Raw genomic sequence first — 19,249 nt, forward strand, 5'->3', positions numbered from 1 at the left:
TCGGAGGCGGCGCCGGTAAAGCCCCCGTGCCCCCGTGCCCCCGCCTCCGGTCCCGCTTCAGCCGCCGCCTTCCCCGCACCGGCGGGCCACAGTGCGGGGAAGGTGTACCGGCGGCCCCCGCGCCGCGGTAATCCCGTTGCGCGCACCGGAGCGTTCCTGTTGAGCTGGGCGCATGGATCACACGGCGGTGCTCGCCCTCTACGACCGTGACATGCGCGAGAACGCGGCTCCCGACGGCCCCGGCGCCCGGATCGAACGGGCCGGCGCGGTGGTGCGTCAGGTCGCGGACGCGCAGGGCTGGAACTGCGTGCTCTGGTCCGGTCTGGACCCGGCGGGCGCGGACCGGGCGATCCGCGACCAGATCGCCCGCTTCACCGGCCTCGGCCTCGCCTTCGAATGGAAGCTCTACGGCCACGACCGGCCGGCGGACCTCGGCGCCCGGCTCACCGCCGCCGGATTCCGGGCCGAGCCCGAGGAGACGCTGCTGATCGGCGAGACCGACCGGCTCGCCCTGGACACCGAACCGCCCGCCGGCATCCGCCTCGTACAGGCCACCGACCCGGCCGGCGTCGACCTCGTCGTGAAGGTGCACGAGAAGGCCTTCGGCACCGATGGCACCCGGCTGCGGCACCAGCTGCTCGCCCGGCTGGCCGCCGACCCCGGCACGGTCGTCGCCGTGGTGGCGCTCGCCGGGGACGAACCCGTCAGCGCCGCCCGGATGGAGCTGGTGCCCGGCACCGCGTTCGCCGGGCTGTGGGGCGGCGGCACCGTCGAGGGCTGGCGCGGCCGTGGCATCTACCGCGCCCTGGTCGCCCGCCGCGCCCGTGTCGCCGCCGCCCACGGCTACCGCTATCTCCAGGTCGACGCCTCCCCCATGAGCCGCCCCATCCTGCAGCGCCTCGGCTTCCACGCACTGAGCACCACGACCCCCTACCTGTACGGGAGCTGAACCTCGTATCCGTGGGGGCGATGGTCCACGGGAGAGCGGGGGCAGTCCGTTCCGGTTATTGCCGGGACTTTCTGTTCACCGGACCTTCATGCCATGTACCTTTCAACAAAGTGACGCGTGTAGAACCCTCAACCCGGCTCTACGCGCGCAGACTTGGCGCCGCACCGCCTCTCCCCACCCCTCATGGAGGTTCGTCGGATGCTTGGATCCCGGAGATCCCGCCGCAGATTCACCACCGCCCTGGCCGGATTCGGACTGCTCCTCACCGGAGCCGCCGTCCAGATCGGCAGCGGCACCGCCGCACACGCGGCGACCACGCACCGCGTCCTGTTCGACAACGCCCATGCAGAGACAGCCGGAAACGCCGACTGGATCATCTCCACCAGCCAGCCCGACCCGCTCGGCGAGAACGCCTCCCCGTCCGCCGAGACCGACTGGACCGGCGCCCTGTCCTCCTGGGGCGTGGCGCTGCAGAAGACCGGCGACTACAGCCTGAAGACGCTGCCGTCCGGCTCCAGCCTCAGCTACGGCGGCTCGTCCTCGACCGACCTGTCGAACTTCGACACGCTGGTCCTGCCGGAACCCAACACGCTGTTCACGAGCGCCGAGAAGACGGCGATCATGAACTTCGTGAAGAACGGCGGCGGTCTGTTCATGATCTCCGACCACACGGGCTCGGACCGCAACAACGACGGGTACGACTCGGTCCAGATCCTCAACGATCTGATGACCAACAACAGCGTCGACTCGACGGACCCGTTCGGCTTCTCGATCGACTCGCTGAACATCTCCTCCGACCACCCGGCCGCGATCAACGACAGCACCGACCCGGTGCTGCACGGCTCGTTCGGCACAGTCACCAAGAGCCTCATCGCCAACGGCACGACCGCCACCCTCAAGCCCGCCGACAACTCCTCCGTCAAGGGCCTGCTCTACCGCACCGGTTACTCCGGCAACACCGGCGCCTTCTTTCTGACCAGCGCCTTCGGTAGCGGCCGCGTCGCCTACTGGGGCGACAGCTCCCCGATCGACGACGGCACCGGTCAGGCGGGCAACACCCTGTACGACGGCTGGAACGACTCCAGTGCCACCAACGCGGCCCTCGCGCTCAACGCCACCGCCTGGCTGGCCGGTGCGGGCACCAGCAGCGGCGGGGGAGGCGGCGGTGGCGGCACCGGCACCTGCACCGCCGCCCAGCTCCTCGGCAACAACGGCTTCGAGTCCGGCAACACGGCGTGGAGCGCGTCCAGCGGGGTCATCACCAACTCGACCGGTGAGTCGGCTCATTCGGGCTCGTACTACGCCTGGCTCGACGGCTACGGCACCGCCACCACCGACACCCTGTCCCAGGCGGTGACCATCCCGTCCGGCTGCTCGGCCACGCTGAACTTCTATCTGCACATCGACACGGCCGAGACCACCACCAGCACGGCCTACGACACCCTCAAGGTCCAGGTTCTCAACAGCTCGGGCTCGGTCCTCGGCACCCTGGCCACGTACTCGAACCTCAACGCGGCCTCCGGCTACACCCAGCGCAGCTTCGACCTCAGCGCTTACGCCGGGCAGACCGTCACGCTGAAGTTCACCGGCACCGAGGGCTCCCAGTACCAGACGTCGTTCGTCGTGGACGACACCGCGCTCAACGTGAGCTGAACCGGTCGGGGGCGGGCCGTACCGGTCCGCCCCCCTTCCGTCAGGCCGCAGGCACCGTCCGCTCCGGGGTGTTCCAGCCGGAAACCCGCACACCCGGCACCGAGCCGTGCAGATCGGCGGTCCGGTAGGTGGCGGTGAGCGTCGCCGACTCGCCCGGCCACAGGCTCACCTCGTTGTCCGACCAGCGCACCGGCAGCACCGGCTGCCCCTGCACGTCCACGAGGTGGACGTCCGTCAGCAGCGCCGGCGTCTTCCCGCTCCCGGTGTTCCGCAGGGTGACCGTCGTGGTCGACGTACCGTCCGACGCCTGTGTGGCCGCCGTCGCCGACACCGGCACCTGGGCCATCGAGGCCAGCCCCTTGAGATCGGCGTAGCTCGTCGTCGGCGTGTAGTACCAGGTGGTGCCCGACCAGTCGAGGGTGTCGGGCCGGGTGGAGAGCCAGTACACGTTCCGGCTCACCTCCTTGCCGGCCGCGTCCGTCAGGACCAGGCGGAGCAGATACGTCGACGACAGTCCGCTCACCGAGGACGGCAGGGTGAGGGCGGTGCCGTGCGCGCCGTCGCCGCCCACCGTCAGGCCGGTGACGGTCTTGTCGTACTTCTGTGTGCCGTCGGGGTTGAACAGCGTGGCCCGTGCGGTGAGTCCGGTCGCGGCGGTGTGCCGGTGGTTGAGCACGGCCACCGAGCGGTCGTCGTACCCATACTGGATGTGCAGCGGCTCGTTCGCCTTCTTCGCACCGAAGTAGGCGCCGCCCTCGTCGAGATAACGGTCCGTCAGCTGCCAGTGCAGGGACGTCCAGCCGCTGTTGAACATCCAGTGGATCACTCCGGTCGAGGGTCTCGAGGTGTCCGTGGCGCCCCGCTCGTACGCCTCGAACTGAGCGCGGACGTTCTCGTACTGGGCCAGCTGGGCCTTGCGCACATAGTCGGAGAGGCTCGTCGGGGCGCCGTAGCGGCCGGTGAGGGCGGCGTCGTAGATCTTGAGCGTGCCGAAGACCGGGGACGGCGAGCGGTGGTACTGCTTCGCCGCCGGGTCCTTCCAGAGGGTGTCCAGCTCGGCCGGGGTCAGCATGCGGCGCAGGGTGTCGAGGGTCGGGATGCTCGGGCCCGCGCTGGTCTCGGAGTTGAAGCCGGTGGCCCCGCCCTCGCGCTTGGCGTACCAGTAGTCCGGCGGCACCCAGTCGTACGGCCCGGTCATCTTCAGGCCCGAACTGCCGAGCTGAGGTGAGGACTTGTCGGAGGCTGCGGAGACGACCGGGTCGGGCCAGTCGGCGGCCTCCAGGGCGTCCAGATAGGTCTTCTCGATCTTCGCGTCGGGTGCGAAGTCGCTGCCGATCAGGAAGGAGATCACACTCGGGTGGTCGCGCAGCCGGGCGGCCTCGGCGGTCATGGACGCCTTCGCCACCGGATAGTCGGCGTCGGTCCACGGGTCCCCGGGCTCGTCGGCACCGTTGACGTCGCCCTCCCACTTGTCGCAGCACTCCCAGCCCGGCAGCGTGAGCACGCCATAGCGGTCGGCCAGGTCGAAGAACTCGTCCGGTTCCAGATGCCCTTCCAGCCGGATGGTGTTCAGCCCCAGATCGACGGCGTACCTCAGCCGGTCCTCGGCATAACGGCTGTCCCAGCGCAGGAAGTCGTCCGGTGACCAGCCGCCGCCCTTGATCAGCAGCTTGCGGCCGTTGATCCGGTACTGGCGTGCGCCGTCCGTGTTCAGCGGGGCCTGGACGTCGCGGATGCCGAAGCTGTCGTGCGCGGTGTCGGACGTCGTACCGGCGACGGACGCGGTGAGATCGAGGTCGTACAGCGGCTGTCCGCCCATCCCGGCCGGCCACCACACCTTGGGTGCGGTCAGATGCAGGCCGGGGGTGTCGGCGGGGGAGAAGGTGACGGTCTTCGACTCGTGGGCGGCGAGCGGGACTTGCCGGGTGAAGTTCGTCGCGCCCAGGGTGCCGGTGATCTCGGCTGTGACCGGCGCGTCGGTGTCGTTGCGGGCCTGCGCCTTCACCGTCAGCTCGGCGGAGGCGAGCGACGGCACGGCCAGCTGGGTGAGCACATGTGCGTCCCGCAGGGTCACCGGGCCGCCCCTGCGCACCAGGACGTCCCGGACGATCCCCATGTTCCGGTCGGGCGGCGGCTGGAGCCAGTCGATCCAGCCCATGGTGAGGTCCTTGTCCGGGTCGTTGGGCTGGATACGGAAGGCGACCGTGTTGGTGCCGGACCTGACCAGTGAGGTGATGTCCAGCTCGTGGTGGGTGTAGGCGCCGGTGACATCCTTGGCCGCCGCCACCTGGTGGCCGTCGACATAGACGTCGGCCGCCGAGATCACCCCGCTGAAGTCGAGGAAGGTGCGCCGCGTGGTGTCCTGGACCGTGAAGTCGGAGCGATACCACCAGGGGACCTGGAAGTCGGCCTTCGGGATCTGCTGCTGGTTGGTGGAGAAGAACGGGTCGGCGTAGACGCCGTCGGCGAGCAGCGCGGCCAGCACCGTGGAGCGGGGGCCCGCCGGATACCAGCCCTGCGCCGGATAGCCGGGGGAGGAGATCGTGGTGGCGGAGTCGGTCACCTTCGCCGAGGACTGGATGGCGTAGCCGGTGAGCGGGGTGGTGGTCCCGGCGGCGGAGGGAACGCTTGTGACAGCGGCCGGTGACGTCCGATGCCGGGCGCCGGCCCAGGCGCCGCTGGTCAGGGCGGCGAGCAGGCCGATGACCAGCACGGTGACGGCGTACCGGTGGCCGAGGGCGGGGCGAGGGGGCATGGCAGAGCTCCGGCCTTGTAAAGTTAGGAAACTTTACTAACTTGGCTCACGCTAGGGCGCCGTACGGGTCGTGTCAATGACCGTGGGCGGCCGGGACCTTGGACCGGTCAGGTTCCGGCCGCCCTGCGCTCGAACACCAGGTCCCGGGCCGTGTCCAGGGCCGTGGCCACCGCACCGAGCAGGACCGCGTCCTCGCCGAGCCGGCTCGGCGCGATCCGGGGGCGCAGTGGGGTGAGCGTGCGCACATGCTCCTGGACCGGACGCAGCAGCAGGTCGACGCTGTGGCCGACACCGCCGCCGAGCACCACCAGGTCCGGGTCGAGCACGGCGGCGGCCGCCGCCACGGTGTGCGCGATCCGCTCGCCCTCCAGCTCCACCGCCCGCAGGGCGGCCGGATGGCCCTGCCGGGCCGCGTCGAAAACCGCCTTCGCCGTGAGCTGCCCCCTCATCCCGAACTCCCGGGCGGCCTCCACCACGGCCACCCCGGACACCGCGTCCTCCAGCCGCTCCGGCTTCTGCCGCCCCGGCCAGGGCAGGAAGCCGATCTCGCCGGCCAGCCCGTGTGCCCCGGTGAACAGCCGGCCCTCGCTGACGACGCCCATGCCGAGTCCGGTGCCGATCAGGATGTACGCGAACAGCCGGCTGCCCGTGCCGACGCCGTAGGTGTACTCGCCGAGCGCGGCGAGGTTGGCGTCGTTGTGCACCTCCAGCGGCACGCCCAGCTCCTCGCGCATCCGGTCGACGAGCCCGGCGCGCCCCCAGCCCGGCAGATGCATCGCGTACCGCACCCGCCGCTGCTGCGCGTCGTACACACCGGGCGTGCCGACCACCCCGTGCACCACCTCGGCCGGGTCCACGTCCGAGGTGGCGATCACCTGCCTGGCGGTGCCCACGACCAGGTCGGCGAGCGCGGCGGAGGCGCGGGCGCGGTTGCGTACATCGGCCCGGGCGACGAGCGTGCCGTCCAGGTCGGCCACCGCCACCCGCAGCCAGCCGCGCCCGATGTCCACCCCGAGCGCGTACCCGGCGGCCGGGTCGGGGGCGTACAGCACGGCGGTGCGCCCGCGCTCCGGGGTGTGGGTGCCGACCTCGTGCACCAGACCGGCTGTCTCCAGTGAGGCCAGCGCGCTGGAGACCGTCGGCTTCGACAGGCCGGTCTCCCGGGCCAGTTGGGCGCGCGAGGCGGCGCCGAGGGTGCGCAGCCGGTCCAGCAGCAGCCGCTCATTGGTGCTGCGCAGCCGCCGGCGGCTCCAGGGCTGTTCCTGCTGCTCCATGACATCACTGGCGGCCATCGCACCATTCTCACGCATTCTCTGCGCATACTTGACGCGGCTAGTAAGGCTCCTTAACTTTATCCGCCAGCAGCCCGGCCCGGGCATGTCGCCCCGCAGACACGCGGCCCGCGCCCCCGTCGCGTTCAGGAGTCCCCATGTCCGGTAGCCCGCCGCCCACAGGTGGTTTCGTCCGCCGTGTCGGCCTGTTCCAGGCCACGGCCATCAACATGAGCCAGATGTGCGGCATCGGCCCGTTCGTCACGATCCCACTGATGGTCGCCGCGTTCGGCGGTCCGCAGGCGGTCATCGGCTTTGTCGCGGGCGCCGTCCTCGCGCTGTGCGACGGACTGGTCTGGGCCGAGCTGGGCGCCTCGATGCCCGGCTCCGGCGGCAGTTACCTCTATCTGCGCCAGGCCTTCCAGTACCGCACGGGCCGGCTGATGCCGTTCCTGTTCGTGTGGACGGCGATGCTCTTCATCCCGCTGATCATGTCCACAGGTGTGGTCGGCTTCGTCCAATACCTGGGCTATCTGGCCCCGCATCTCGGCCAGACGGCGGGCGATCTGATCGGCCTCGGCGTCATCGTCCTGGTCGTGCTCCTGCTGTGGCGCGGCGTCGAGCACATTGCGCGGATCACCGCCGTGATGTGGGCCGTGATGATCGCCTCGGTGCTCCTGGTGATCGTCGCCGCGGCCGGTGACTTCAGTCCGCATCTGGCCTTCACCTACCCGGCCGGCGCCTTCGATCTGACGAGCAACCACTTCTGGCTCGGCTTCGCCGGGGGCCTGACCATCGGCATCTACGACTACCTCGGCTACAACACCACCGCGTACATGGGCGCCGAGATGAAGGACCCGGGCCGTACGCTGCCGCGCTCGATCCTCTTCTCCATCCTCGGCATCATGGCGATCTACCTGCTGCTGCAGATCGGCACCCTGGGCGTCGTCGACTGGCACCGGATGACCGACCCGCATGACATCGCCTCGACCTCGGTCGCCTCGGCGGTGCTGGAGAAGACCTGGGGCAAGGGCCCCGCCGACGTGGTGACCGTGTTCATCCTCGTCACCGCGTTCGCCTCGGTGTTCACCGGACTGCTGGGCGGCTCCCGCGTCCCCTACGACGCCGCCCGCGACCGTGTCTTCTTCCGGCCGTACGAGAAGCTGCACCCCAGGCACCGCTTCCCGACGCTGGGCCTCGCGACCATGGGCGTGATCACCGCCGTAGGCTTCCTGATCGGCCGGCACACCGACCTTGCGACTCTGATCCAGTTGCTCACCACGGTCATGGTGATCGTCCAGGCGCTCGCCCAGATCGTCGCCCTGAGCGTTCTGCGCAAGCGGCAGCCGGAGCTGCGCCGGCCGTACCGGATGTGGCTGCATCCGCTGCCGAGCATCCTCGCGTTCGCCGGCTGGTGCGTGATCTACGGCTACGCCGACGAGAACTCCCCGGGCCGCCACCCCATCGAGTGGTCCCTGGCCTGGCTGGCCCTCGGCTGCGTCGCCTTCGTCGTGTGGGCACGGCTGGAGAAGGTCTGGCCGTTCGGCCGGAAGGAGATCACCGAGGAGTACAAGGTCCTTGAGATGAGCTAGAGTTACGGCACTCTTAGCGCGCCTCCCCGGACCGGACACCTTGTCCGCCGGGGAGGCTGTGTTTCATGACCGAAACTCACTCGGCGGACCTGACCGTCCGCCCCGCGACCCTGGAGGACCGGCCCGCCGTCGAACGGCTGTGGCTGATGTTCCACCACGACCTGTCCGAGTTCCGGGGCACCCTGCCCGGCCCGGACGGCACCTTCCGCAACGAACGCGTCGAGTACGCCTTCACCCGGCCGGACTGGGCGCCGTACCTCTTCCTGTGCGACGGGCGCCCGGCCGGTTTCGCGTTCGTACGCGCGCTGGACCGGCCGGTGCGGGTGCTGAACAGCTTCTTCGTCGTGCGTGGTGCCCGGCGGCGCGGGATCGGGACGCGGGCCGTGCGGGACGTGCTGGGCCGGCATCCCGGGGCCTGGGAGATCGCGTTCCAGCACGACAATGCGGCCGCCGTACGGTTCTGGCCCTACATCGCCCGGGATATGGCCGGCGACGCCTGGACGCGCGAGCTCCGGCCGGTACCGGACCGGCCGGAGCTGCCCCCGGATGTGTGGATCTCGTTCGCCGTGACCGGTTGAACGGAGCCGCGTCACCGCGCCTGCGCGGGCTCCGTCGTGACCTGGGCGTCCGGCGTGGCCGGGATCACGGGCGCGGGGGTGGCGGCCTTGTCGTTGGTGGCGTCGCCGTTGTCCGGCAGCGGGGTCGGCTTGGCGTCGGAGGTGTTCTTCTTCGGCTCGGGCTGCGGCGCGTCGTCGACCCAGGAGGTCAGTCGGCCGTCCGGCTTGAGGGCCACGTGCAGGCCGTTGTTCTCGCCGTAGGCGGCGTGGCCCTTGGCGACGAGGGTGTCGAGCTTGACGCCGTGGGCGTAGATGTCGGCCTCGTAGTGGTTGGCGCCGAGCTTGTAGACCTTGCCGGTCGAGACGTCGTCGGCCAGCGTCGTTATGGAGACGAGGATGCGCTTGGCGACGGGCTGCGGCTTGGGCTCGGGCTTCGGCTTGGCCCGCTCGACCCAGGACGTCACCTTGCCGTTCGGGTGCAGCGTGACATGCAGTCCGTTGTGCCGGCCGTGCACGGGCTTGCCCTTGCCCTTGGTGGCGAGGGTCCCGTACTTCTTGCCCTTCGCCCAGATCTCCGCCTCGAAGCGGTGCTTGCCGGTCTTGTAGACCTTGGCGACGGAGACCTTGTCCGCGAGTCGCACCGTCTTGACGAGAACACGCTTGTCCTTGCAGTGGGCCGGGGCGTGGGCGGCGGGCGCCGACTCGGGGGCGGTGGCCGCGAACGCGCCGCCCGCCGAGGCGGCCAGGACGGCGGTGGCGCCGGCGGCGACGAGGGTGGTGCGCAGGGTGCGAAGAGCACGCATCGGTGAACTGTCCTTCGATCGGTTTTCGTTCGTCGGTGTGTCTTCGACGCTACGAACCGTCCATCAAGGTCATCCATACGTCATGTAACAGATGTTTGTAGCGTTCTGCTCGAATCGGTACATAATCCACCGCTCAATCATTGAATCCGCAGGAGAAACCGCTTGAGGGCCTCGCTATCCTTGACATGCAAGTGTTTGCCTGCATAACGTTGAGTGTGCGATCAGAGGACGACAGCGAGATGGACAAGGTCTTCAAGGCGCTGGCCGACGACACGCGCAGGCGCCTGCTGGACCGGCTCCACGAGAACAACGGCCAGACCCTGGGCGAGCTGTGCGAGCGCATCGCCATGACGCGCCAGTCGGTCACCCAGCATCTGGCCGTCCTGGAGGCGGCCAACCTGATCAGCACGGTGCGGCGGGGGCGGGAAAAGCTGCACTACCTCAACCCCGTGCCGCTCCATGAGATCCAGGAGCGGTGGATCGACAAGTTCGAGCGCCCGCGCCTGAGCGCGCTCGGCGCCCTGAAGCGACGAGCCGAGGAAGCCATGACCGACAAACCCAGCTTCGTGTACGTCACCTACATCGCGAGCACGCCCGAGAAGGTCTGGGAGGCGCTCACCGACGCCGACCTCACGGCCGCCTACTGGGGCCACCGCAACGAGTCCGACTGGCGGCCCGGCTCCCGCTGGGCGCATGTGCGCACCGACGGCTCCGGCATCGCCGACGTGGTCGGCAGGGTGGTGGCGAGCGAGCCGCCGACCCGGCTGGTCACCACCTGGGCCGCGCCCGGTGACGAGGACCGTGAGGACCGGCACTCCCGGGTCACCTACGAGATCCGGCCGCACGAGGACATCGTCCGGCTGACCGTCATCCACGAGGACCTCAACGACGAGGGTGAGCGCTCGGACGTGGCGGGGGGCTGGCCGGCCGTGCTGTCCAACCTCAAGTCGCTGCTGGAGACCGGCCGGACCCTGCCGCAGGAGCCCTGGCTGGTGCCGGGGCACTGAGCCGACGCGAGGCCGGCCCGCCTGGGCGGACCGGCCTCGCGTACCCCCGTTCCTCGTTCTCTGTTCTTCCTCTCCGCGCGTCTCCGGTCACGGCTTGGGGGTGCTCCGTGCTGCCGTACCGGCACAGACCAGTCCGAGTACGAGCGCCAGCGCGCCGATGACGACGTTGTTGATGATCACGCCCTTGTCGGGGCCGCTGCCCACGATCCACGGAGCGATGATCAGCCAGATGCCCATCGCGCACATGGCCCCGCTGAGGCCGTACATCCGCTCGGGGGCCCGGGTGAATCCCAGTGCCAGCAGGCCTATCGCTATACCCATGATCAGGTTGTGGGTCATGAGCGCGGGTTGGCTCGTCGTGTAGTGCACTATCCACGGAGATGCCGCGCAGTAGAGCCCGAGCAGGAAGACCGGCCCGTCCACGAGCGCCACATCGCGACCGCTGAGCATGCGGGCGTAGCGTTCCCGCATTTCGGAGACATCGGGGTGGGTCGACAGATCACCCCTGTGCGAGACGTCTGACATGACTCGTCTCCTTTGACTTTGCAGGCCAGACCGCGTCTGGTGCGGTATTCGGTTTCGTACCGCGTGTTCCCAGTCTGCTCTTATTTATTCTTTATGTGTAGACCCGTGCAGGCTGTGCCGGTCGTGCGGGCCGCATACGGCACTGGGTGACATGTCCGCACCGAATCCGGGCAGGCTGAGCAGTAACGGACGTACGCTGCGTCCGGCCGCCGGCCGTGGAGGTGACCGACCGTCATGGGTGGGAAAGTGCTGGAGCGGTTCCCCGCCGGGGCCCCGCGAGGATCGTGGCCCGCGGAGGAGTACGCGGCCGCGCGCCGCGCCAAGGGCGAGCGGGTGACCGTGGTGATGGATCTGAAGTCCGACGCTTTCCTCGTCGTGACCGAGGCGGGGGACGAGGACGGCCGCTGCTGAGCCGGTGAACGGTGACTGGGTGACCGGGAATGTGACGGCCGCTCCTCAGGCCACCGTCAGTTCGGGTGCCCGGCGCACGAAGGCCGTGTTCAGGTCCCTGGCCGCCCGCCGCACCGACTCCGCGCGCCGGCGCTGGAGCATCAGCGGCTCCCGGGTGGTGTCGTCGGCGATCGGCCGGTATGTGATCGTGCCGGCCCGCTCCAGCGGATCCCCGGCGACGCTGAAGTCCGGCAGCACGGTCGCCCCGAGCCCCTCGGCGACCGTCAGCCTGCCCATCTCCGCACCGTCGGTCGAGTACGAGAACACCGGGACCCGGCCCGACAGCAGCCGGTGCACATACCGGTGCGTCACATACCGGGCGCGCATCGCGATCAGCGGCACACCGAGCAGGTACTCGGCGCCGACCATGGGCAGCGCGGCGAGCGGACTGTCCGCGCGCAGGCACACCACCGGCCGGCCGCGGAGGAGTTCCGTACCCTCCATGCCCGCGGGCACGTCGTCGCCGTCCGGGTGGTTGACCAGCCCAGGCCGAAGCCGCCTCGGTGCGGCCGCGCTGGATCTCCGTCCGCTGCGCGCCCACCACCTCGACCTGGGTGACCGGATGCGCGGCCCGGAACTCGCGCAGCACCGGAATCAGCAGCGGCACGGCCGCCGCGTTGACGGTGCCGACGCGCACCATGCGGCTGACGCGATGCTGCTCGCCGGCCGCGGCCCGCAACCGTTCCACCGCCTCCAGCACGCTCACGAGGTGTGGCAGCAGCTCCCGGCCCGCTCCGCTCATCACGGCGCCCGACCGCTTCCGCTCCAGCAGGTCGACTCCCGGTTCCCGTTCCCGATTGCGTACGGTCTCGCTCAACGCGGGCTGCGACACCCTGTCACACCTTCGTGAGATCCAATGGCCCGGGATGCAAGACCGGTCGGGTTCTCCTTGACGGCCCTCAGCGGCGGCTGCGACGATCGACCGCATGACAATGCGACTGGACCTCACGCGGCGACGCCATGTCGACCTCGCGCGCGTCTCCAGCGCCTCCTGTCGCGCCGCGGCCTGATCGTCCGGCTCCTCCGCCGCTCTCCGCTCCACTCCGGCACCGCCCGGATTCCCCCGCGCATTCCCGTGCGCCCGTGCGTGGAATTCGGCATGCCCGGAAACTTCACCGAGCAATTCCGCACCAGGAGTTCCGCATGCCCGCGGCGCCAGTGAAATTCGCCTGCGGTCCCCAAAGCCAGCGGGGGACTCGTCACCAGCCCGATCGAACAGCGCACCGACCGGGGAGTCGACTACAACCGCGAACTCGCCGTCCTCGCCGAGAACAACGGGTTCGAGTACGCCCTCAGCCCGGTCCGCCACATGGCCGGCTACGGCGCCGGGTACCAGCACGAGTCGACCAGCTTCAGCCTCGCCCTGCTGCTCGCCACCGAGCGCCCGAAGGCCATCGCCGTCGTCTCCGGCTGGTTCAAGGTCGAGTTCACCGCGCTCGGCGAGCCCTGGCTGGAGCACCACGAACTCACCCAGTTCTCGGCTTCGCTCGGAACGGGGGCACCCCCATCCGCCGTTCCGAGGAGTTCATCCACGGCCTGCGGCAGATCTGGGCCGAGGACCACGCCGAACTCACCGGTGACTTCTACCGGTTGCGTGACTTCTCCCTCACGCCCAAGCCGCTCAGCACACCCGAGCGGCCGCACCCGGAGATCTTCCAGGGCGGCAACTCCACCGCCGCCCGGTGGATGGCCGGCCGGGTCTCCGACTGGTACTTCTCCAACGGCAAGGACTTCGACGGCGTCGTGGAGCAGATCGCGGACGTCCCCAAGTCCGCCCCGGAAGTGGGCCGCAGGGCGCCGAAAATCGGCCTCAACGGCTTCCTCATCGCGTACTTCGGCAGGCGGGTACTGCCGCCCGTACGCGAGCTGGAGGCACAACTCCCCGACGGCGAACGCCCCGATGGCGAGCTCCACCACGGCGAACTCCCCGACGGTGAACTTCCGGACGGCGAGCCCGAGTCCGCCCCGGCCCATGCCTGAGCCTCCCGAAAGAGGTCACCCCATAAGCAGCACCGCTGCGCACCCCGACTGCACCACCCGACCCGCCCCCGCCACCGCCGGATCCAACGGACACTCGCGATCGGAGACCCACGTGTCCCTCACCTTCCACTGGTTCCTGCCCACCAACGGCGACAGCCGCCATGTCGTCGGCGGCGGCCACGGCACCCCGGCCACCGCCTCCGGCCGGGACCGGCCCCCGACGGTCGCCTATCTGAGCCAGATCGCCCGGGCCGCCGAGGACCTCGGCTTCGTGGGCGCGCTCACCCCGACCGGCGCCTGGTGCGAGGACGCGTGGCTGACGACCGCCATGGTCAGCCAGAACTCCGAGCGGCTGAAGTTCCTCGTCGCCTTCCGGCCCGGCTTCGTCTCGCCGACGCTCGCCGCGCAGATGGCGTCCACCTTCCAGCGGCAGACCGGCGGACGGCTGCTGCTCAACGTGGTCACCGGCGGCGAGAGCCACGAGCAGCGGGCCTACGGCGACTTCCTCGACAAGGACTCCCGGTACCGTCGTACCGGCGAATTCCTGCACATCGTGCGGGACCTGTGGGACGGCAAGAGCGTCGACCTGCACGGGGAGCACCTCCAGGTCGCTGAGGCGAAGCTCAGCCGGGTGCCCGACCCGGTGCCCGAGGTGTACTTCGGCGGCTCCTCGCCCGCCGCCGGCGAGGTCGCGGCCCGGTATGCGGACGTGTACCTCACCTGGGGCGAGCCGCCCGCCCAGGTCGCCGAGAAGATCGCCTGGATCCGCAAGCTGGCCGCCGGGCACGGGCGCGGCCTCCGCTTCGGCATCCGGCTGCACGTCATCACGCGCGACACCGCCGCGCGGGCCTGGGCCGAGGCGGACCGGCTGCTCGACGGCTTCGACCCGGAGACGGTACGGGCCGTCCAGGCGGGCCTGGCCCGCAGCGAGTCCGCGGGCCAGCAACGCATGCTCGCCCTGCACGGCGGCAGCCGGGAGAGCCTGGAGATCCACCCCAACCTCTGGGCCGGCATCGGCCTGGTGCGCGGGGGCGCGGGCACCGCGCTGGTCGGCAGCCACGACGAGGTCGCCGAGCGGATCAAGGAGTACCACGCCCTCGGCATCGACGAGTTCGTCCTCTCCGGCTACCCGCACCTGGAAGAGGCGTACTGGTTCGGCGAGGGAGTGCTGCCCCGGCTCGCCGCCCAGGGACTGTGGACGCATCCCGACGTCAGGGCGGCCGCCCCCTCGGCCCAGGTGCCGTTCGCGAGCTGACCAACTCGCCGTGGCAGGCTGCCGGTTCATGAAACGAGAACCGAACGGCACCGGCGCGGCTGTCACCTGGGGTCTGCTGGCCGCGTGGGCCCTGCACGACACCGAGGAAGTGGTCATGGTGCCGCGCTGGGTGCGCACCCAGGTGCCGGAGCTGCGCAAGCGGTTCCCGCGGGTGCCGGAGACGGCCTGGCGGCGGCTGGAGTCCGTGGACGCGCGGGAGTTCGCCACCGCGGTCGCCGCGATGGCGGTGGTGGTGGCCGCCGCGGCCGCCGACGGCCACCGGACCGGGGGCCGGTCCGCCGTCTACCAGACCGCGCTCAACGCCTTCGGCCTGCACGGCCTGGTCCATCTGGCCCAGGCGGCGTCCCTGCGCGGCTTCACCCCGGGCTCCGCGACCACGCCCCTGGTCGTCCTGCCCTTCACCGTGTGGGCCCGCGGCCGGCTGCGCGGTTCCGGCGTGCTGCGCCCCACGCGGCCGCGGGACCTGGCCCAGGGCCTCGGCTTCGCCGCGGCGGCCACGGTCGCCACCCATGCGCTCGCGCAGGGAGTACCGCGCCGGCGGTGACGCCAGGGGCCTGCATCAGGCGCCCACGAGCGCACACACCTGTGTCCGCGGCGACCGGCCGGGGCGTCGGCTCAGCCACCTCCGAGCGCCCGCAGCTGTGCCTCCCGGGTCTCTGCCGTCTGCCCCTGCACCAGCAGGAACAGCGCCTCCCGCGCGAGGCGCTGGGCGCGGCTGGTCAGGGCCATCGAGTGGCCGCCGCCGGCCACCACCGCCGCCGTGGTGGCCGTACGCAGCACCTCGTACGCCTCCGCGCGCACCGCCAGCCGCTCCGCGACCCGCTCCAGCGGTGTGGATCCGCTCCTGACGCGCGTACAAGCCGCCCTTGCCCTCGTAGACGATCAATGGCCGCGTCGGGTACCAGGTCGCCGGTCTTCGGGTCCAGCATGTCCTCGCCGTTTCCACGACTGACCTGGACGCGGTCCGGCATCAGATGACGCTCGGCGAACCTTGCTATCGCTGACTGGTCAAGCACTCGCGGCCCACTCCCTCAGCTGCTCGAGCATGCCTCGGGTCAGCTCGCCAGGCCGGCCGTCGAGGTCGTCTCGAGCCAGAACGGCCTCGTTGAGTCTCCGCCAGTCGACGGCATCCAGGAATCCGATCACCACCTGCCGGACGTCAGCGGGCTCCACCACGACCTCGGCCAACCCGTCGAACTCCGGGCCGCGCCAACCCTGCTGGACGTACAGCGTGACATCGGGGCCCTCGTCGACGGTCTGCGTGATCCGGTAGGCCTCGACAGCGGAGGCGACATCGTCACCGTCAATCTCGATGAGCGCCCCGTCGTTCGGGGCTGCCGTGATACGCATACGGCGGTGCTCGTGGTCGGTGCTGCCCATAGCCACGACACCAGGTGCGCCAAGAACGGCCCCCGCCCGCCCGGGGAGGGGCGCCCCGGTACTCGCGAGTCGTCTCCACCCGTCTCACGATCACGCCGGTTGCACGGACTGCGAAGCCTGTTGGCCGACGTCCCCATGCCCATGGCCACCGACGCTTGCTCGTCAGCGACTGATGTTCACTGCCGTATCGTGAAGCGAGTCCTATCCGAGCTGCTGGCTGCATCGCTCGAGGTTGCTCCGCCTCTGCACATGCGAGGGCGGAGCAACGGGGGCGTACGCATGGTCAGCGCACTCTCCGGCTCAGTTGCTCAGAGCGCCCCGTTCACCACCCGAGCCGGACCCGACACCGTCTGCGTCCGCCCGTGACACGGAACGGCTGACGGGCGTCATTCTCCGTCGATGTGGGGCCGGATCTCCACCATGAACGCCGCGGCCTCGGGGCCTGCGCCTTCCTCGCCCTCTCAGACGGTCACGCGGACGTGCTGCCGGCCGGCCCCGCTCGCCGTCCACTCGGTCACCAGGTCGGTTATGACGAGGGCGGCACGTACTGAGCGTCCTCGGTGGGGTCGTCAGGAGAGTGCGGGCCGCGCCATGCGACACAGCCCGCATTGTCAGCTTGTCCGACCGCTGGCGCTTGTACGACGGGCCGCGATCCTGGTCAGGGGGCGTCGGCCCGGCGCGGTGGGGTGCTCGAGGGGCGGCCCGCCGAGGTGTTCCGGCGGGCCGCCTCCTCAAGAGCTGTGCCGAATCGGTCAGTTGGCCGGTGCGAGCCGGAATTCGTCGTGCAGGCCCTTGGCGTCCACGCCCGGGAAGAGGCTGACGTGGCCGTCACTCCAGCGGACGATGATGTCGTCGGCGGTGGTGTTGGCGGTGAAGGCGCCGGCGGCGACGACGGTGGCGTCGGCCCAGTTCGACTTGTCGGGCCTGGCGGGCCGGATCTTGAGCTCGCCGGGCAGGGACTTGCCGTTCATCCCGGGGTAGATGGTTGTCTCGCCGTCGGACCAGCGCACCAGCAGGTCATCGGTGGTCTTGCCGGTGAAGGAGCCACTGGTGAGCTGGGTGGCGTGGGGCCATGTGGTGTTCTTCGCAACGACCTGGGTCTGCTTCTTCAAGCCGTTGACCGCCACGTCGTTGAAGACGGAGACGTGGCCGTCCTTCCAGTCCACCAGCAGGTCGTCGCGGTGACCGCCCGCGGTGAAGCGGCCGCCGACCAGCTGGAAGGCGTCGTCCCTCCAGGTTTCGTTCTTCGCCGGGGCGAGCTGCTTCTCGCCGTGGAACCCCTTGGCGTCGACGGTGGTGTACAGGGTCATCTCCCCGTCTATCCAGCGCACCACCACCCCGTCCGTGCCGCCGCCCGTGTTGACGCTGGTGACCGAGAGCGCCTTGATCCAGATGCTCTTCCGGGGCGCCAGCTGGTACTCGGCGGAGAAGGGGTGGGCGGGATCGTTGCCCTCGCCGCCCTGGTAGAGCGTGACCTCCCCGTCGTCCCAGACGACGATCAGGTCCATGTGACGGGTGCCGCCCGCCGAGCCGCCGGTGTAGTAGCCCGCGGTCATCTGCACGGCATGGTCCCACGGGGCGCCCGCGAAGGCGGGGCCGTAGGCGACCTGCTTCACCCAGCCCGCCAGATCGTCGACCCGTGCGGCGCTCGCTCCCGTGCGGGTCTCCGCCGGGTCGGTTCCCAGGCAACCCCCCTGCCAGGACAGGCTGCTGACACCCACGATCGCAGTATGGCCGCCGGTGGTGCTCAGTACCGGACCGCCGGTGTCACCCTTGCAGATTGCCGCGTCCCCCGACGCGGCCAGCTGCACGCTGGTGCCGGTCAAGGTGCCGGCGGTGAAGGCAGCGGTGTGAGCGTGATCGGGCACCCACTCGTCGCGGGTGCGTCCGAACCCGGCGGACTGCAGGCTCTCACCCTCGGTGGGTGCGCTGGTGGTCACCGAGGCGGGGGTGACGCCGCTGACGGCGCTCGCGAGCCTGACCATGACCAGGTCACGGTCGGTGCGGGGCACCAGCTCGACGATGTCTCGTACGGCTCCGGCCGAGGTGTTGGACAGGTCGGAGCGGCCGACGGTGGCTGTGGCCTTCCCTTTTGGCGCCCCCGCCGGGACGGCCGCACCGGGGGTGTCGGCGAAGCAGCTGGCAGCGGTGAGCACCCAGCGGGGGTCGACGAGGGTGCCGGTGCAGGCGCGCTTGGCGTCGCCCATGGTGATGTCCAGCTTCACCAGGAACGGGTACGCGCCGTCCTGGGCCTGGTCGCCGACCACGGCGTGGGCGGCCGTCGCCGTGAGCAGACCGGCCGCCATGGCGGCGGCGGTGGTGAGAAGTGCGCTGATCCTCGCGGTACGTGAACGTCCGGCGAACATAGGTGTGTCCTTCAAGTGGTGGAGAGTGCCGAGGAGTCCGGTCGGTGAACGACCCGGGGTCAGCCGGTGACCCGGAGCTCGACGAGGACGGAGGGCTTGCCGCTGGCGCCCGCCTCACCGATGGGCTTGTAATCGTTCTTCGCAGCCTCGACGACGGTTTCCTTGTCGCCGTTCTTCACCTTGGCTTCGACCGGGTGGTCCTGGGTCCAGATGCCGTAGGCATCGGGCAGCTCCAGGGTCAGGTCGCCTTGCTTCCCGCTGACCGAGAAGCAGAACTGCTTCTGAGCGGTCCGCGACTCCACCATGATCGCGTACGTGGACTTGCAGTCGGTCAGCATGATGTGACCGTCGCCCTGCTTGAGGAGGATCTGCTTCTCCTGGAAGATCTTCGTCGCCCCCGGGTAGGCGAAGTCTTCGACGGCTGAGGGCATCGTGCCGTCACCCGGTGCCGGGGTGGCCGAGGCGGTGGGGGAGGGGTCCCCCGGAACGGCATGCGCGGTGGTCAGCGTCGCGACTCCGACGCAGAGCGCCAGACCCCCGCATACGCCCGCCATGATGACGTTTCGAACCTTGGATATCAAGGTGTCTTTCCTTCCCCCTTGCGGTGCGGCACAGCGGTGAAGTTCCTGTGAACCTCCCGTGCCTGGTCTGTGCGTAGGATGCTACTGGCAAGTAGTCAGAAGCC

Annotated in this window: 16 protein-coding genes and 3 pseudogenes; 10 read left to right on the forward strand and 9 right to left on the reverse strand. The window is 70.1% G+C overall.

Annotated features, from left to right (window positions below; all coding sequences use genetic code 11):
- Positions 1 to 172: 172 nt before the first annotated feature.
- Together M878_RS87510 and M878_RS87515 are read left to right on the forward strand one after the other, a co-directional pair.
- Positions 173 to 949 (forward strand): hypothetical protein, encoded by a 777-nt coding sequence (locus M878_RS87510; RefSeq protein WP_023553010.1) that lies wholly within the window; start codon positions 173 to 175, stop codon positions 947 to 949.
- Between the two features lie 198 nt (positions 950 to 1,147).
- On the forward strand, positions 1,148 to 2,602 hold the full coding sequence (locus tag M878_RS87515; protein ID WP_023553011.1) for an immune inhibitor A: 1,455 nt from the start codon (positions 1,148 to 1,150) through the stop codon (positions 2,600 to 2,602).
- Positions 2,603 to 2,642: 40 nt separating this feature from the next.
- On the opposite strand, the gene M878_RS87520 is transcribed toward M878_RS87515, so the two are convergent.
- Both M878_RS87520 and M878_RS87525 read right to left on the reverse strand, forming a co-directional pair.
- Positions 2,643 to 5,357 (reverse strand): glycoside hydrolase family 2 protein, encoded by a 2,715-nt coding sequence (locus M878_RS87520; protein WP_023553012.1) that lies wholly within the window; start codon positions 5,355 to 5,357, stop codon positions 2,643 to 2,645.
- Between the two features lie 107 nt (positions 5,358 to 5,464).
- Entirely contained in the window at positions 5,465 to 6,649 is a 1,185-nt protein-coding gene (locus M878_RS87525) for an ROK family transcriptional regulator (protein WP_031226996.1), read from the reverse strand.
- Between the two features lie 137 nt (positions 6,650 to 6,786).
- On the opposite strand from M878_RS87525, the gene M878_RS87530 reads away from it, so the two are divergent.
- Entirely contained in the window at positions 6,787 to 8,220 is a 1,434-nt protein-coding gene (locus tag M878_RS87530; protein ID WP_023553014.1) for an APC family permease, read from the forward strand.
- A gap of 65 nt (positions 8,221 to 8,285) precedes the next feature.
- Positions 8,286 to 8,798 carry a GNAT family N-acetyltransferase gene (locus tag M878_RS87535; protein WP_023553015.1) on the forward strand — a complete coding sequence of 171 codons (513 nt, stop codon included), beginning with the start codon at positions 8,286 to 8,288 and terminating at the stop codon, positions 8,796 to 8,798.
- A gap of 11 nt (positions 8,799 to 8,809) precedes the next feature.
- Here M878_RS87535 and M878_RS87540 read toward each other — a convergent pair whose 3' ends face one another.
- The gene (locus M878_RS87540; protein ID WP_023553016.1) at positions 8,810 to 9,580 is read right to left on the reverse strand and encodes a hypothetical protein; all 771 of its coding nucleotides are present in this window, start codon (positions 9,578 to 9,580) and stop codon (positions 8,810 to 8,812) included.
- A 239-nt stretch (positions 9,581 to 9,819) separates the two neighbouring features.
- Here M878_RS87540 and M878_RS87545 point away from each other — a divergent pair, with 239 nt between their 5' ends.
- Positions 9,820 to 10,587: an ArsR/SmtB family transcription factor gene (locus M878_RS87545; RefSeq protein ID WP_023553017.1), complete on the forward strand. Its 768-nt coding sequence runs from the start codon at positions 9,820 to 9,822 to the stop codon at positions 10,585 to 10,587.
- An 87-nt stretch (positions 10,588 to 10,674) separates the two neighbouring features.
- Here the strand turns inward: M878_RS87545 and M878_RS87550 are convergent, their stop codons facing one another.
- Positions 10,675 to 11,112, reverse strand: a complete 438-nt coding sequence (locus M878_RS87550; RefSeq protein ID WP_023553018.1) for an SPW repeat protein — start codon at positions 11,110 to 11,112, stop codon at positions 10,675 to 10,677.
- Between the two features lie 234 nt (positions 11,113 to 11,346).
- Between M878_RS87550 and M878_RS98630 the strand changes: the two genes are divergently transcribed.
- Positions 11,347 to 11,523, forward strand: coding sequence for a hypothetical protein (locus M878_RS98630; protein WP_167345810.1), 177 nt, complete (start codon positions 11,347 to 11,349; stop codon positions 11,521 to 11,523).
- Positions 11,524 to 11,568: 45 nt separating this feature from the next.
- On the opposite strand, the pseudogene M878_RS87555 reads toward M878_RS98630, so the two are convergent.
- Positions 11,569 to 12,430, reverse strand: a pseudogene (locus tag M878_RS87555) (LysR family transcriptional regulator).
- 64 nt (positions 12,431 to 12,494) lie between these two features.
- Between M878_RS87555 and M878_RS000000102030 the strand changes: the two are divergent.
- The 4 genes and pseudogenes from M878_RS000000102030 (at position 12,495) to M878_RS87570 (ending at position 15,362) form a co-directional block, all read left to right on the forward strand.
- Positions 12,495 to 12,572, forward strand: a complete 78-nt coding sequence (locus M878_RS000000102030) for a putative leader peptide (RefSeq protein WP_351405193.1) — start codon at positions 12,495 to 12,497, stop codon at positions 12,570 to 12,572.
- Positions 12,573 to 12,705: 133 nt separating this feature from the next.
- Positions 12,706 to 13,392: pseudogene (locus M878_RS87560) on the forward strand (LLM class flavin-dependent oxidoreductase); the annotation flags it as partial.
- Between the two features lie 262 nt (positions 13,393 to 13,654).
- Positions 13,655 to 14,797: an LLM class flavin-dependent oxidoreductase gene (locus M878_RS87565; protein WP_023553024.1), complete on the forward strand. Its 1,143-nt coding sequence runs from the start codon at positions 13,655 to 13,657 to the stop codon at positions 14,795 to 14,797.
- A gap of 28 nt (positions 14,798 to 14,825) precedes the next feature.
- Complete coding sequence (locus M878_RS87570) at positions 14,826 to 15,362, forward strand: HXXEE domain-containing protein (protein ID WP_031226997.1); 537 nt, start codon at positions 14,826 to 14,828, stop codon at positions 15,360 to 15,362.
- A 71-nt stretch (positions 15,363 to 15,433) separates the two neighbouring features.
- Here the strand turns inward: M878_RS87570 and M878_RS87575 are convergent.
- The 4 genes and pseudogenes from M878_RS87575 to M878_RS87590 all read right to left on the reverse strand — a co-directional run.
- Positions 15,434 to 15,649, reverse strand: a pseudogene (locus M878_RS87575) (acyl-CoA dehydrogenase); the annotation flags it as partial.
- 177 nt (positions 15,650 to 15,826) lie between these two features.
- On the reverse strand, positions 15,827 to 16,198 hold the full coding sequence (locus M878_RS87580) for a hypothetical protein (protein WP_023553027.1): 372 nt from the start codon (positions 16,196 to 16,198) through the stop codon (positions 15,827 to 15,829).
- 752 nt (positions 16,199 to 16,950) lie between these two features.
- The gene (locus tag M878_RS87585) at positions 16,951 to 18,579 is read right to left on the reverse strand and encodes a S1 family peptidase (protein ID WP_245238297.1); all 1,629 of its coding nucleotides are present in this window, start codon (positions 18,577 to 18,579) and stop codon (positions 16,951 to 16,953) included.
- Positions 18,580 to 18,623: 44 nt separating this feature from the next.
- The gene (locus M878_RS87590) at positions 18,624 to 19,145 is read right to left on the reverse strand and encodes a hypothetical protein (RefSeq protein ID WP_245238298.1); all 522 of its coding nucleotides are present in this window, start codon (positions 19,143 to 19,145) and stop codon (positions 18,624 to 18,626) included.
- Positions 19,146 to 19,249: the final 104 nt, after the last annotated feature.

Origin of the sequence: Streptomyces roseochromogenus subsp. oscitans DS 12.976 (genome assembly GCF_000497445.1) — a bacterium.
Lineage (GTDB): Bacteria > Actinomycetota > Actinomycetes > Streptomycetales > Streptomycetaceae > Streptomyces > Streptomyces oscitans.

Excerpts from the sequence above, each read along its gene's own strand:
- M878_RS87510 (WP_023553010.1), top strand. The coding sequence starts at position 173 with ATGGATCACACGGCGGTGCTCGCCCTCTACGACCGTGACATGCGCGAG.
- M878_RS87515 (WP_023553011.1), top strand. The coding sequence starts at position 1,148 with ATGCTTGGATCCCGGAGATCCCGCCGCAGATTCACCACCGCCCTGGCC.
- M878_RS87520 (WP_023553012.1), bottom strand. The coding sequence starts at position 5,357 with ATGCCCCCTCGCCCCGCCCTCGGCCACCGGTACGCCGTCACCGTGCTG.
- M878_RS87525 (WP_031226996.1), bottom strand. The coding sequence starts at position 6,649 with ATGGCCGCCAGTGATGTCATGGAGCAGCAGGAACAGCCCTGGAGCCGC.
- M878_RS87530 (WP_023553014.1), top strand. The coding sequence starts at position 6,787 with ATGTCCGGTAGCCCGCCGCCCACAGGTGGTTTCGTCCGCCGTGTCGGC.
- M878_RS87535 (WP_023553015.1), top strand. The coding sequence starts at position 8,286 with ATGACCGAAACTCACTCGGCGGACCTGACCGTCCGCCCCGCGACCCTG.
- M878_RS87540 (WP_023553016.1), bottom strand. The coding sequence starts at position 9,580 with ATGCGTGCTCTTCGCACCCTGCGCACCACCCTCGTCGCCGCCGGCGCC.
- M878_RS87545 (WP_023553017.1), top strand. The coding sequence starts at position 9,820 with ATGGACAAGGTCTTCAAGGCGCTGGCCGACGACACGCGCAGGCGCCTG.
- M878_RS87550 (WP_023553018.1), bottom strand. The coding sequence starts at position 11,112 with ATGTCAGACGTCTCGCACAGGGGTGATCTGTCGACCCACCCCGATGTC.
- M878_RS98630 (WP_167345810.1), top strand. The coding sequence starts at position 11,347 with ATGGGTGGGAAAGTGCTGGAGCGGTTCCCCGCCGGGGCCCCGCGAGGA.
- M878_RS000000102030 (WP_351405193.1), top strand. The coding sequence starts at position 12,495 with ATGCGACTGGACCTCACGCGGCGACGCCATGTCGACCTCGCGCGCGTC.
- M878_RS87570 (WP_031226997.1), top strand. The coding sequence starts at position 14,826 with ATGAAACGAGAACCGAACGGCACCGGCGCGGCTGTCACCTGGGGTCTG.
- M878_RS87580 (WP_023553027.1), bottom strand. The coding sequence starts at position 16,198 with ATGGGCAGCACCGACCACGAGCACCGCCGTATGCGTATCACGGCAGCC.